Here is a 13,249-nt window from a genome sequence, read left to right as displayed (position 1 = left end):
GGTCCTCCTTGCCGCCGTTTCGCGCAAGAAGCGGCGAAATGCGAGGCGGGCTCAGGCTGCGGATGGCATATTGCCCGGATGCGCGGAACGGATGTCGTGACCGGAGCGGACCTCGTCGACGGCCTGCGGAAACTCGGGCTGGACCGGACGTCCGAGGTGATCGTGCACTCGTCGCTCAGTTCCTTCGGGTACGTCGACGGCGGCGCGGAGGCGGTGTGCTCGGCGTTGACCGAGGTCTGCGGGACCGTGCTGATGCCCGCCGGCACCTGGGACCTCACCGGGATCCCGGCACCGCCCGGACTGGTCCGGCCGCACAACGCCTACTGGAACGCGGAAAGCTGGCCGGACTTCGACAAACGGGTGTCGGAGGCAACCAGTTTCCGCCCCGAGCTGCCGATCGATCGCTGGCTCGGAACGATTCCGGAAACTTTCCGCCTGACCTGCTCGCCGTTCCGCACCGAGCATCCGCTGTTTTCCTACCAGGCCGCCGGTCCCGCGGCCGAACGCCTCCTGGAGGCCCAGCGCCCCGACTGGCCGCTCGGCCCGCTCGAGGCCCTCGACGGCGACGTCCTGCTGCTCGGCGTCACCCACACCTCGAACACCACGATCCACCTCGCCGAGCAGTACCTCGGCCGCTCGCGCTTCTACCGCTACGCGAAGTCCGCCGACGGCCTGTGGGTCGAGCTCCCCAACATTCCCGGCGAAAGCCACCAGTTCGACCTGATCGAACCGGTACTGCGCTCTGCGACCAAGCAAATCCAGATCGGAAACGCCCGCATCCGCAGGATCCCCAAGCAGGCGGTGCTAGCAGCGACCAGTCAGCTCGTCGAAGGCGACCCGGCCGCCCTCCTCTGCACCGACGACCCCACCTGCCGATGCGCCGCAGCCCTGCAGCAGCGGTTGGCTTCCCTCGCAGGCAAGGCCTAGATCACGTCGATCAGAACCTTGCCGACCACGGCGTCCTCAACGGCGGCGTGAGCGTCCGCGGCCTGGTCGAGTGGGTAGTGGTGGAGCGGGAGACCGGCGTCGGGACCGATGCGGACGGCGCCGGCCTCGACCGCGGCCGAGACATCGGCCAGCCCGCGCGGGCGCCAGGACTCCGGAGCCGTGTAGAGCAGGACGAACTGCCAGCGGGCGTTGGGCACCATCGAGGCGCGCACCGGAAGCTCCATCGTCGCGCCCCCGTCGGTCGCGTAGACCGCCACCGAGCCGTGCGGCGCGATCACGGCGGCGTCGATGGCCGCGTTCGCCGCCGGCGACACCTCGACGATCGTGTGCACGCCGTGCGGTGCGATCGCGCGTACCTCCCCGACCACGTCCTGCTGCTTGTAGTCGATGACGTGATCGGCGCCGGCCAGGGCCGCCAGGTTGGCCTTCTCCGGACTGCTCACGGTGGTGATCACGGTCGCGTCGGACCACCGGGCCAACTGGATCGCCGCGTTGCCGACCGCTCCGGCGCCGCCGGCCACCAGCACGGTGCGGCCGGCGAGCTTGCCTGGACCGAGGCGATCAGGGCCGTCCTCGGTCACTGTCAGGCATCGATGAGCGGTCAGGAACGGTACGCCGAGCGCGGCGCCGAGGTCGTACGACGCGTCGTCGGGCAGCGGCACCGCATGACGCACCGGGACCACGGCGTACTCCTGCGCCGTACCTCCCGCAGGCCGCTGGTAGGCGGCTTCCCAGAGCCAGACCCGGCGGCCGGTGAGGGCCGCGTCGACGCCCTGGCCGACGGCGTCCACGACACCGGATCCGTCCTGGTTCGGCACCTGCGCCGGGTGTACCGGCGTACCGGCCTCACTGCCGCGGCGCGACTTCCAGTCGGTCGGATTGACGCCAGACCGGTGGATCCGCACCCGCACCTCTCCGGGACCTACCTCGGTCATCGGCCTGTCCACGAGGGTCAGGACATCGGGCTCACCGGTCACGGAGTACTGGATGGCACGCACGCGATCGACGCTACCTCAGTTGCTTGGTGAACATCAGCGTCGCGGAGTCGTCGTTGCGGATCGTCTCCATCGGCGGCACCTGGCGACCGTCATAGATCAGGCCGCGCCCGTCCGGGAGGTAGCCGCGGCGGACGTACATCCGCTGCGCCTGACCGTAGTCCGGGTACAGCCCGACTCCGATCCCCACGACCGGGGACCGTTCCGCGACCAGCGCCTCGGCGGCGTCCATCAACGCGCCGCCGATCCCGCGCCGACGGAGCTTCGGCAGCACATTGAAGTCCTGGATCTCCGGGATGCCCTCGAACGGCTCGTACGGCGACTCCCAGCGCACCGTGACGTACCCGGCGTACTCGCCGTCGACCGTCGCCACGAGCACGCTCCGCACGCCGGCCCGTTGCTCGGCAAGGTAGTTCTCGTACTGCGACACCGGCTTGTTCCAGCCGAGCGCAGCCATCGCTGCGGAGATGATTTCAGGGTCGCCGTCGCGCAACGGCCGAATCGCCAGGTCCACCACGAGGTCAGCCTGGCTGGAGCGCCCGCGGGGGCGCAAACGTTTTACCGGCGAGGGCGCCGCCACGCGGACGACGCCCTCACCTCGGGTCACCTCGGGTCACCTCGGGTCACGGGGTCGGGTCCGCGTAACTGCCTCCGAGGATGTCGGTGTTGCCGAAGGTCGCCGGGCAGGCGGCCAGGACGTTCGCCGGTGCGCCGGGAGCCGCGGTGTAGAGCGACGCCCGGTAGCTGTTGATCGCCGGGCAGACGCCCGCGTTGCCGGCGTCGTTCCAACCGCGACGGCGCGGTCGTTGGTCGCGGCGGCGTACACGTAGTCGCCGAGGAACTCCGAGGTCAGCGCGTTCGCACTGCTGCCCCGTGGGTCACCGCCCAGAGTCCGTTCGAGCGTGGTCCAGCCGGACGGTACGCCGCCCGCCACGTTCGCGTGCCGGACCTCGCCGACCAGGCCGCGTGTTTCCCGGCCCGCCTGGACGTAACCGACCTAGCACCTGCGCCCGCACAACACCTCGCAGCAGGTCATGACGGCTTGCGTACCGTCGTACGCAAGCCGTCACGCAGCTCATCTGGTAGCGCGGATCGCCTTCTCGATCACCGACGTGATCGGATCGGGAGCGGTGATCAGGCCGAGGTGGCCGGTCGGGATGCGGGTGATCGTGGAGTGGGCCCGGGTGGCCATGAACTCCTGGGCGGTCGGGGTGATGATCAGGTCCTTCGTGCCGAGTACGTACCAGGACGGGATCGTCGCCCAGGCAGGTGGTCCGGACGGGTTGAGGCCCGCGCCCAGGGCGAGCGGGCGCTGCGCCGGGTAGAGCCGCTCGGCCTGCGAGCGTGGCATGCCGGACGCGAACGACGTCACGAAGGTGTCGTGCTTCAGGTAGAGATCGACGTCATCGGTCGGCGCTCCGGGATACGGAACGAAGTCGAAAACGGTTTCCGGCGGGACGGCGAGAGCGGAGCCCGCACCCGCCAACTGGAGGACGGCTTCGCCTTCCGCAGGTGCGAACGCGTCGACGTACACGAGCGCCTTGACGTTCGGGTTGCCGGTGGCGGCGTTGGTGATCACCGCGCCGCCGTACGAATGCCCAACCAGGACGATCGGCCCGGACAGGGTGGAGAGGAAGTTGCGGATGGTCGCGGCGTCGGTGGGGAGGCTGCGCAACGGGTTCGGTGGTACGCGGACCTGATACCCGTCGTCGAGCAGCCGGTTGGTGACCTTCGCCCAGCCGGATCCGTCGGCCCACGCGCCGTGAACCAGCACGACGGTGGGCCTCGGGCCGCTCGAGTACGACGCGGCAGCGGGTGTCACGGCCGCGAGCAGGACGGCGAGGACGGCCCCCAGTACCGCCAGAAAACGTGTTCTGTAGTGCTGCATCGGTGGTGCCTTTCGTCAGGCGGCTGTCGCCGGGAGGGCGCGCTGATGCGTGACGAAGCCAGGGATGTGGGCTACGACTGGAAGAACTCGAGGAGGTCGGCGTTGACCACGTCGGCGTGCGTCGTGGGCAGGCCGTGCGGAAGGTCCTTGTAGGTCTTCAGGACCCCGTTCTTGAGCAGCGCGGCCGCCTTCGGGCCGGAGTCGGCGTACGGGACGATCTGGTCGTCCTCGCTGTGCACGACCAGGACCGGGATCGTGATCGACCGCAGGTCCTCGGTGAAGTCGGTCTGGGAGAAGGCGACGATGCCGTCGTAGTGCGCCTTCGCGCCGCCCATCATGCCCTGCCGCCACCAGTTCGCGATCATCGCCTCGACCGGCTCCACGCCGGGCCGGTTGAAACCGTAGAACGGTCCCTCCGGGAGCGCCCGGTAGAAAGCCGAACGGTTCGCGGCGAGCTGGTTCTGCAGGTCGTCGAAGACCTCCTTGGGCAAGCCCTCGGGATTCGCGTCGGTCTTCACCATGAGCGGCGGGACCGCGCAGAGCAGCGCGGCCTTGGCGGCCCGGTCCTCACCGTGCCGGGCCAGGTAGTGCACCACCTCGCCACCGCCGGTCGAGTGGCCGACATGGATGCAGTCGCGCAGGTCGAGGTGGTCGACGACTGCCTTCAGGTCGTCTGCGTAGTGGTCCATGTCGTGTCCGTCACCGGTCTGCGTCGACCGGCCGTGTCCACGGCGGTCGTGCGCGACGACGCGGTACCCCTTCGACAAGAAGTACAGCAGCTGGTTGTCCCAGTCGTCGGCCGACAGCGGCCATCCGTGGCTGAAGACGATCGGCTGGCCCGTCCCCCAGTCCTTGTAGAAGATCTCCGTACCGTCGTTGGTCGTGATCGTTCCCACGTGAACCCCCTAGGTCCGCAACGGGGTCCGGCCTTGGCGCCGCCCCCCGCGTCACGCTAGCCGCCCGCGTCTGCCGTGAGAAGCCGTATCTCAGCCAACTACTGCAGAACTACGCACGAACCACGCGCTGACCACGGCCCTCCGGTACAACTGTCGATAGAGGTCAGTATCTGACCGCTACAGCTTCTAGAGTTCCTGGCATGACGACAAACGAGCAGAGCTTGACCGGTGAGCGGGCTGACATCCTGGACCTCCTGGGAAAGCACCGGTTCTTCCTGCGGTACACAGCCCAGGGCCTGACCGACGAGCAGGCGAGCGCCAGCCCCACCGTCAGCGAACTGACGGTCGGCGGCCTGATCAAGCACGTGTCGGCGGTCGAGCGGCACTGGGCCGAGTTCGCCCAGGGCAAGGGGGCCACCGAGCCGATCACCGAGTTCACCCCGGAGATGATCGCGGCGCGGCGGGACGAGTTCCGTCTCACCGAGGGGGAGACGCTGGCCGGCGTACTCGCGGAGTACGAGAAGGTCGCCGCCGCCACCGACGAGCTCGTCCGCACTCTCGACCTGGACACCGCCTACGAGCTCCCGGCCGCGCCCTGGCAGCCGCCGGGTGTGTTCTGGTCCGTCCGCCGGGTCTTCCTGCACATCGGGGCCGAGACCGCCCAGCACGCCGGTCACGCCGACATCATCCGGGAAGCGATCGACGGCCAGAAAACCATGGGCTGAACCAATTACCTGAGCGCCAGGACTCCTCCCCCCAGGGGGTCCTGGCGCTTTCTTGTGCCCAGGAAACGAAACATTTCGGGGTATTGGCGCATCAAGGCAGGTAAGGGGAATTACACCTCGGTGAGCTGACCGCCCCCGCGGATCTCGCGGGCCGCCCGAGGTACGGCGTACCGCCGGTGCGCCAGGCTGGTCAGAAGACCGTCGCCGGTGTCCGGAGACGGTGGGGGAGAGGTACAACTTCATGCGATTCAGGGGAACGGCAGGTACTGCCGTGGGAATCGTTGTTCTGGTTCTGGGGGCTGGAACGGCTGCAGGAGAAACTCGTACATCGGCGGAGGAACCGGGCATCTTGATCGTCCCGGGGCCGGAGGATCCGAGCGAGTCCCAATTCGTGCCGGGCGCGAGCAACGTCGTACCGCCGACAGCCGCGCCGGCGACGGACGTCGGTACGGCCACGAACAAGAGCCAGTCGCTCGTGGCGCCGTTCTACGCGTGTCCGGGGTTCAGCGGGATCGAGAAGACGAACCCGTTGGCGAACCTGTACGCCGACACGTTCCAGTGGGGACCGTACGCGGCGTACAAGGTCGGCAGCGGTGCGGGCAACATCAACTGGGCGTCGAATCCGTACAAGAACGCCAGTTGGTACATGTGGTTCCATTCGCTCCGTTGGCTCGGGCAGGGAATCATTGCCGCAGGCAAGGGTGATCTGACCGCGATGACGCGGGTGAACACGATCGCGTACGACTGGTACCGCGACAACCCGTACTCGTGGAAGGGCAACGTCGGCGCGTGGGAGTCCACCATGCACCGGACCAACGTGCTGAACTGCCTGCGTCAGGCGATCCTGACCGGACTGCACGTGAGCACCGTGCCGGCCCGGTATGCGTGGGTGGACGCGGCGCTGCTGAGTCACGCGCGATTCCTGACGTACAACTGGAGTGGTGCCTGGAACCACGGCACCGACGAGAGCATCGCGCTGTTCGGAGTCGGCTGCGTTCTCGGCCGGACCGACTACAAGAACCTCGCACAGCAACGATTCGCGGCCGGTATCACGACCTCGATCGACGCCGAGGGTGGCACCAACGAACAGTCGACCGGGTACGCGTCCTTCAACTACTCGCTCTGGGGCCGCGCGATCGCCGTGATGCAGAACTGCGGCGTCAACCCCGGTACGACGATCGCCACCCGGCGCGCGTTGCTGGCAAAGTTCTTGACGCTGGCAACGAACTCGCTAGGCAAGCTCCACCAGCTCGGTGACACCGAGGTGCAGTCGACGTATCCGTGGACAGGCACGCCGTTGGAGTACGCCGGTTCGAAGGGTACGTCGGGCACGGCGCCGCTGTGGCGGGTCGGGGCCTACTCGGCCGGATATATCTTCGGTCGCACCGGGTGGGGAACTGATCCCGTCAGGGGCTTCACGGGCGAGTCGTCGTACAGCATCAGGTACGGTCCGGTGCGGGCGTTCCACGGGCATCTCGACCACACCAGCATCACGTACACGTCACGTGGCCGGGACATCATCGTCGACGGCGGGTACGCGGCGTACAACGCCGGCGCCTATCGCACGTGGGCCGTCAGTCCGAGCGCGCACAGTGTGATGACGACGCCGCTGTCGCCGTACCTGAATCCGGTGACCCGGCTGACCGCGTCGTCGGTGAAGTCGAACGCGGAGTCGTACGTGTTCGCCGACGCACCGGGCTCGGGGATCAGCCGGGTACGGCGGGTCCTGGTGCTGAAGGACCCGGATCTGCTCGTCACCTGGGACACTGCCTCGGCGACGACTGCGCAGGCGTTCCAGACCTTGTGGCACCTGCCGGCCGACCAGCGGGCGAGCGTGTACTCGCGGACCACCGCGGTCGCGATGGCGCCAGGGGACACGACGAAGACGATCCTGTTCCAGGTCCCGTTCAAACAAGCTCTGCCCGCCGGGGCGATCCTGGTCAAGCAGGCCCAGACCAACCCGATCCAGGGCTGGCAGTACCCGAGCAGCTTCGTCCGCAAGTCCGCCCCGACCCTGATGCTGGCCCGCTCCGGCAAGTCAGCCTCGATCCTGTCGTTCGTCGTCCCGGTCCGCGCTTCGGGAAGCGTGACCTACAAGACGTACTGGTCAGGCACAACCTTCATCGTGTCGCTCAAGGTCGGCGGCACAGCCACCGCCATAGCCATCTCCGCCGGCGGCTCCCTCTACCGAGCCGGCTGAACTCGAAAGGGCGCCTCCATCCTCCGGAGGCGCCCTCGCTCAGCCCACTCGGAGCCGCTCGAAAAGCTGGCGAATCGCTGCGCGTGCTGCGGCGGTCGGGGATACTCGCGGTATGCGTAGGTATTTGACTCGGGGCGAAGCGCTGGCGGCGGTTCGGCGGGGGGCCGGAGTCGGACAGTTCCTCGGTTTCGAGGACCGAACCGCGAATCAGGAGGGTTCGTGGAGCGAATGTCCTCGCACCCTGCGGTACGTGGAGGTATACGGCGTACGGCCGGTGAAGGTCTTTCTGAGTTACAAGTTCGACATCGGTGACGGCCGGTTCGCTGACCTCGGTGAGTTCCCTGACGTCGAGGAGTGGGATCCGATGGATGACGATGGCAACTATCGAGGGGAGGATCCTTCGGTCCGGAGCTTCGAGGACCCCGAACAGGCACTGGCCTGGGCGGAGAATGTGCACGGCGCGAGCACGAGCCGATGGGTGAACGAGAGCATGCTGGGCGACGAGTACCTCGACGCACTGCGCGTCTGGACGGGCATCCGCTGACAGGTTGACCGCAGGTGATCTACCGAAAATGGCGAGCAGTGTGGCGGGGAAGGTGTCAGGATGCCGGGATGGTTGAGCGTGCGTTGAGCTTTGGGACGGTGGCGGAGGCCTACGAGCGGTTCAGGCCTGGGTATCCAGTGGAAGTTCTCGAGTTGGTGACGGCGTACGCCGGTGGGCCGATCGGGACCGCCCTCGAGATCGGCGCCGGGACAGGCAAGGCGACACGCCTGTTCGCGCAGGGCGGGATCGCGGTCACGGCGACAGAGCCCGACGCGGCCATGCTCGCGGAGTTGCGCAAACACCTGCCGGCAAACGTCTCAACTGTGCAGGCCGCATTCGAGGACCTGCCGCTGGATTCGTCGTACGACCTGGTGTATTCGGCCGCTGCGCTCCATTGGACCAACCCGGACGGCCGGTGGGCGCGCATGGCCGAACTCGTCCGACCGGGTGGGGTGTTCGCCTCGTTCGGTGTGCCGATCCAGCTCGCAGACCTGGCCCTCAGGGAGGCCGTGCGCGCAGCCCGTACGCCGTACCTCGACGACGACGGCGTACCGTCACCCGACGGCACTCCGGCGGATCGCCCGATGCAATGGCCCGGCACGGAACTCGAGCAGTCCGAGTGGTTCACCGACGTACGGCAGGCGGTGATCGAACGGCGCCTGATGATGAGCGCCGACGACTACGTCGGACAGCTCTCGACGGTCTCGGCGTACGTCATGCTCCCGCCCGCCGACCGAGCCGAGGTCTTCCGTCGAACCCTCCAGGTCCTCACCGAAACCGTGGAGATCGACGCCCAGATCACCGCCCACCTCGCCCGCCGCATCCCCTAGCCGGCCCGCGAGCAGCCCCACGCCAGCCGCAGTTGCAGTTGCTACGCTCGAGGTGGGTTCGTCGGAGCCAGGAGACGATGGTCGGTACGACGACAGGGGCTCTCGATGTTCGGGGGCAAACGAGTGGGGGTAGCGATGGCAGACGTGCGGTTCACCGGTATCCATCACCTCAAGCTGCCGGTCAGCGATCTGGCCCGCAGCCGCGAGTGGTACGAACGGGTGCTTGGCTACACCGTCGAGCTGGAGTTTCCCGACGACGATGGTGTCGTACGCGGCGTCGGCGGACGTCTGCCCGGTGCAGGCGTTCCGGTAGCCCTGCGGCAGAACGCGCAGGCTGCGGTCGGCAACGCTGGATTCGACCCGGTGAGCTTCGCGATTGCCGATCGTACGGCGGCTGAGGCGTGGATCGCGCACTTCGACGCGCTCGACGTACGACACTCCGGAATCAAGGCCGGCACCCGCGGCTGGGTGGTCGACGTCTACGACCCGGATGGGCTGACCGTTCGCCTGTACAGCACAGGGGACGACGCGGAGGATCGCACCAACCAGCCGGGCCACGCCCACACGGTGTAGCGGGGGAGGGGTAATGCCGAGTGCCGATGACGTCCGGGACGGTCAGCGAGCGACGTGGGCAGGACTCTCCGCGGGCTGGGAGAAGTGGGACTCGGTCATCATGGATCAGCTCGGCCCGGTCGGCGCAGCGATGATCGAGCGACTCGACCTCGCTGAAGATCAGCGGCACCTCGACATCGCCTCGGGCACGGGCGAGCCAGGTCTCACCATCGCGAGACTGGTGCCGAAGGGACGCGTCGTACTCACCGACCTCGCGCCGGAGATGCTGGACATCGCCGTACGGCGAGCCAGGGTGCAAGGCGTCACCAACATCGAGACGAAGGTGTGCAGCGCCGACGATCTGCCGTTCGACGACGCCACGTTCGACAGCGTCTCTGTGCGTTTCGGGTACATGTTCTTCCCCGACGTGGCCAAGGCGACGGCCGAGTTCACGCGCGTGCTCAAGCCGGGCGGACGCCTCTGCTCGTCGGTCTGGGTCAAGCCCGACGAGAACCCGTGGACGGCGATCGCCATGCAGGCCATCGCGACCGAGGCGGTGCTGGCCCCGCCCGACCCGGACGGACCGAACATGTTTCGGTGCGCAGCGGCAAGGCGGATGGGTGTTCGACGCGGTGGCCGCCGAGCTCCGTCGCAACGGTCATCTCGTCGAGGCGGTGACCCTGTCAGGGCTGGAGTTGGACGGCCCAGCCGATGGAGACCGTCCACCGAACCTCGACACCCATATCGACCAGGTCGCCGAGATCATTGACCGAAGCAACGAAACACCCCTCGCGCTGTGTGGGCACAGCTACGGCGGGATGGTGATCGCCGGTGTCGCGGCTCGGCTCGGCGACCGCCTCGATCAGCTCGTCTTCATTGATGCCTACGTTCCGGACGACGGCGATTCGTGCTGGTCGCTGACCAGCGACAGCTTCCGTGAGATGTTCATAGCCGGCGCTCGTGCCGACGGCCGATGGGTCGCGGTCCCCGATGGACTCGACCCTCGCGCGCGACCGCACCCACTGGCGAGCTTCGTCCAGTCGATCAGGCTGCAAGCCAATCCCAGCGGCGCACCTCGCCGAACGTTCATCAGCGGTGGTGCGTGGCCGGGTAGTCCGTTCCTGACCCTGACCGAACGGCTACGCAACGACTCAGGCTGGCAGGTTCACGAGATTCCCGTTGGTCACAACATCGCCCGCCGAGATCCCCAGAGCCTCGCGGCTGTTCTCCATGCACTGCCACCGGCGGACCCACCCGCACCTCAGCGACACTAGCGGCCGTAGGTGGTGAGGAAGCGGTCTCGGAAGGCGTCCATCGGCCAGATCGGTGCGCCGGTGTCCGGCCGGAGGCCGTTCCGCCAGCCCCAGTCCGCTACCCGATCCGTCACGGCTGGGTCGGCGGCGATGATACTCACCGGCACGTCGTGGCTCGCCCCGTTGCCCGAGACGATGCTGGCCGGCTGATGGTCGCCGAGGACGACGAGCACCAGGTTGCGGTCGTGGAGTTGCTGTACGAACGAAGTGAGGGCGTCGAGCGAGTAGGCGATCGACTGCGCGTACGCGGCCTTCACACGGTCCGGCTGCCGCCATACGTCTTCCGGCGAGTCGCCTTCGACCGGCATCGGGTCGAAGATCGAGCCGTCACCCACCCGGTTCCAGTCGACGAGCCGGGGGAGCGGTGCCCAGGGCGTGTGGCTGGAAACCAGGTCGACCTCGGCCATGACGGGAGCGCGGTTCGGCTTGTCCAACTCCAGCCGCTGGAGGGCGGCCAGCGTGTACTGGTCAGGCATGGAGGCAAAGCTGAAGGACGGCCCGGCGTACCCAACATTCCGGCGGTCGTAGACCATGTCGTAGTGGTAGTAGGTCTTCGCCACCGACCAGTCCTTGTCGTTGGACGGTACGTCGGCGACGGTCCGCCAGCCCGCGTGGCCGAAGGCATCGGTGAGAGTGAGCCGGTCGAGGGTGACGAGGTGGTCGTACCTCGCTTGGTTGTCCACCCACAGCCCGGACTGCAGGGTGGAGTGCGCCAGCCAGCTGATGCCGCCGAAGGTCGGAGAGGTGAGGAAGCCGCTGCGCGAGGAGAAGCCGGCCTGCTGCAGCCGCCGGTCTCCGGCCTCGAGAGCCGACGTGACGACTGGAGAGTCGAGCGCCGTACGTCCGTAGCTCTCGACGAAGACCAGGAGCACGTCCTTGCCCCTCAGGCCGGTCAGCAAGTCGTTGCCTGGGGTGTCGCGGAAGGGATCCTGCTCGAGCGCTCGTACGAACTCGCGCTGGTCGCGGAGGTCGTCACGGACCTGTGTGGCGAGCCGAGCCGCGGAGGATGAGGCGAGCTGTCGTACAGGCTTCGGCCCGATACCGGTCAGCGCAGGCACGATCGAGATCGCGGCAAGGACGGCCACGATCCGGATCGCCGGTCGCCGGTGTCTCGCCACGAGCCGGGTCACCCGGACTGCCGACAGCGGCAGCAGGGCGAGCAGGGCCAGGCAGAGGACTCCGGCTCCGATGAAGACTGCGAGGGCGCCGATGCGGCCGATCGAGTCGCCGAGCAGGTCCAGCGCGGAGCCCGCGTACGCCGCGTCGTACACCGGGTGGAAGGGGCGGTCGAAGGCGAAGTAGAAGCCTCTGTCGAGCAGCCGCATGATCATCAGCACCCCGGCGAGGAGACCGCCGATCAGTGCGAGGACCCGCGCCAGCCTCGATGGCAGCACGCAGACGAGGACGACGAACACCAGGCCCTCGAGCGGGATCCGGAGGAAGGCGGCCGGGGACAGGTCGCCGGTGTGGTCCGGCACGAGGAGCGCAGTCCAGACCAGGAGCACCGCCAGCGCCGACGTCACGGTGGCACGAGTGCCGGGCGGGCTTCCGGCCTGGCGCCACAGTCCCCAGGTATGACGGCCGAACGACTCGGCCAGCAGCCCCAGCGCGATCAGCAGCACCACTGTGGTCACGGCCTCGGGCAGGATGCCGGCCACCGCGACGGTCAGGGTGATGCCCTGGATCGCGGCGACCACTTTGGCCCAGTAGCGAGGCGGAAGCGAACCGCGCAGCCACGGCAACGCCCAGCTGGCGGCCACGAACACATAGCGGGCCGCACCGATCGCGAGTACCCACCAGTCCCTCGTGTGAGCGGCGACGTACACGCTCAGGACCAGGACCAGGAACGAGTCGACTTCCATGTCGAAGCGCGCCCCGAACGCCGAAGCGGTGCCGGTACGCCGAGCGACCTTACCGTCGACCCCGTCGAGGATCAGCGCGACCGTCGAGATCGCGACGAGGATCGCCACCGGCGCGTGGCCGCCGAACGAGTCCGCCGTGAGCGCCGCGACCCCGCAGGCGAGGATCGCGCGAGCCAGTGTCACTCTGTCCGCGGGCCCCAGCCCGTCACGACGATGATGCGTCATCGCGCGAGCGACCAGCGTGGCAAGGCCGGCTCCGGAGGCGATGCCGGTCGCCCAGCCGGCGACATCGAGGCCGGTGGCTGCTGCGAGGACACCGAGGAGCACGAGCAGACAAGCGAATCCGACGAGCGGGCCGGTCAGGATGCGGCTGCGCACTCGACAATGCCTCCTTATCTGCGGGTACGACAGTCATACGAGGACAGCGTCGCACCGGTTCATCCGGGCGGGAGAGGGCGAGTATCCGCCGTACTGTCGGAAGTCGCCGGATGAACCA

The 13,249-nt window shown here is 68.0% G+C and carries 12 protein-coding genes and 1 pseudogene; 8 read left to right on the top strand and 5 right to left on the bottom strand.

Annotated elements, in window-relative coordinates; translation table 11 throughout:
- Window positions 1–78: 78 nt before the first annotated feature.
- Entirely contained in the window at window positions 79–927 is an 849-nt protein-coding gene (locus EV137_RS27045) for an AAC(3) family N-acetyltransferase (protein ID WP_134131273.1), read from the top strand.
- On the opposite strand, the gene EV137_RS27040 is transcribed toward EV137_RS27045, so the two are convergent.
- The 4 genes from EV137_RS27040 to EV137_RS27025 all read right to left on the bottom strand — a co-directional run bounded on the left by EV137_RS27040 (window position 924) and on the right by EV137_RS27025 (window position 4,727).
- Window positions 924–1,946, bottom strand: coding sequence for an NADPH:quinone reductase (locus EV137_RS27040; protein ID WP_134006542.1), 1,023 nt, complete (start codon window positions 1,944–1,946; stop codon window positions 924–926). The two genes, EV137_RS27045 and EV137_RS27040, sit on opposite strands and share 4 nt — an antisense overlap.
- A gap of 10 nt (window positions 1,947–1,956) precedes the next feature.
- Window positions 1,957–2,550, bottom strand: a complete 594-nt coding sequence (locus EV137_RS27035) for a GNAT family N-acetyltransferase (protein ID WP_238175580.1) — start codon at window positions 2,548–2,550, stop codon at window positions 1,957–1,959.
- Between the two features lie 468 nt (window positions 2,551–3,018).
- The gene (locus EV137_RS27030) at window positions 3,019–3,831 is read right to left on the bottom strand and encodes an alpha/beta fold hydrolase (RefSeq protein ID WP_134131272.1); all 813 of its coding nucleotides are present in this window, start codon (window positions 3,829–3,831) and stop codon (window positions 3,019–3,021) included.
- Between the two features lie 71 nt (window positions 3,832–3,902).
- Window positions 3,903–4,727, bottom strand: a complete 825-nt coding sequence (locus tag EV137_RS27025; RefSeq protein WP_134006548.1) for an alpha/beta fold hydrolase — start codon at window positions 4,725–4,727, stop codon at window positions 3,903–3,905.
- Window positions 4,728–4,927: 200 nt separating this feature from the next.
- Here EV137_RS27025 and EV137_RS27020 point away from each other — a divergent pair, with 200 nt between their 5' ends.
- The 7 genes and pseudogenes from EV137_RS27020 (at window position 4,928) to EV137_RS42065 (ending at window position 10,852) form a co-directional block, all read left to right on the top strand.
- Entirely contained in the window at window positions 4,928–5,452 is a 525-nt protein-coding gene (locus EV137_RS27020; RefSeq protein ID WP_134131271.1) for a DinB family protein, read from the top strand.
- A 349-nt stretch (window positions 5,453–5,801) separates the two neighbouring features.
- Window positions 5,802–7,652: a heparinase II/III domain-containing protein gene (locus EV137_RS27015; RefSeq protein WP_238175579.1), complete on the top strand. Its 1,851-nt coding sequence runs from the start codon at window positions 5,802–5,804 to the stop codon at window positions 7,650–7,652.
- Window positions 7,653–7,902: 250 nt separating this feature from the next.
- Entirely contained in the window at window positions 7,903–8,196 is a 294-nt protein-coding gene (locus tag EV137_RS27010) for a hypothetical protein (RefSeq protein WP_134131269.1), read from the top strand.
- Window positions 8,197–8,264: 68 nt separating this feature from the next.
- Window positions 8,265–9,026 (top strand): class I SAM-dependent methyltransferase, encoded by a 762-nt coding sequence (locus EV137_RS27005; RefSeq protein WP_134131268.1) that lies wholly within the window; start codon window positions 8,265–8,267, stop codon window positions 9,024–9,026.
- Between the two features lie 135 nt (window positions 9,027–9,161).
- Entirely contained in the window at window positions 9,162–9,599 is a 438-nt protein-coding gene (locus tag EV137_RS27000) for a VOC family protein (RefSeq protein ID WP_134006557.1), read from the top strand.
- A gap of 13 nt (window positions 9,600–9,612) precedes the next feature.
- Window positions 9,613–10,065: pseudogene (locus EV137_RS42070) on the top strand (class I SAM-dependent methyltransferase); the annotation flags it as partial.
- Between the two features lie 133 nt (window positions 10,066–10,198).
- Window positions 10,199–10,852 carry an alpha/beta fold hydrolase gene (locus EV137_RS42065; protein WP_134131266.1) on the top strand — a complete coding sequence of 218 codons (654 nt, stop codon included), beginning with the start codon at window positions 10,199–10,201 and terminating at the stop codon, window positions 10,850–10,852.
- Here the strand turns inward: EV137_RS42065 and EV137_RS26985 are convergent.
- On the bottom strand, window positions 10,849–13,131 hold the full coding sequence (locus tag EV137_RS26985) for a CDP-alcohol phosphatidyltransferase family protein (RefSeq protein WP_238175578.1): 2,283 nt from the start codon (window positions 13,129–13,131) through the stop codon (window positions 10,849–10,851). The genes EV137_RS42065 and EV137_RS26985 overlap by 4 nt on opposite strands.
- Between the last annotated feature and the right edge of the window lie 118 nt (window positions 13,132–13,249).

Source organism: Kribbella pratensis (assembly GCF_004366075.1).
In the GTDB taxonomy this organism is placed as follows: domain Bacteria; phylum Actinomycetota; class Actinomycetes; order Propionibacteriales; family Kribbellaceae; genus Kribbella; species Kribbella pratensis.
This window is presented reverse-complemented; position numbering and strand designations above follow the sequence as displayed.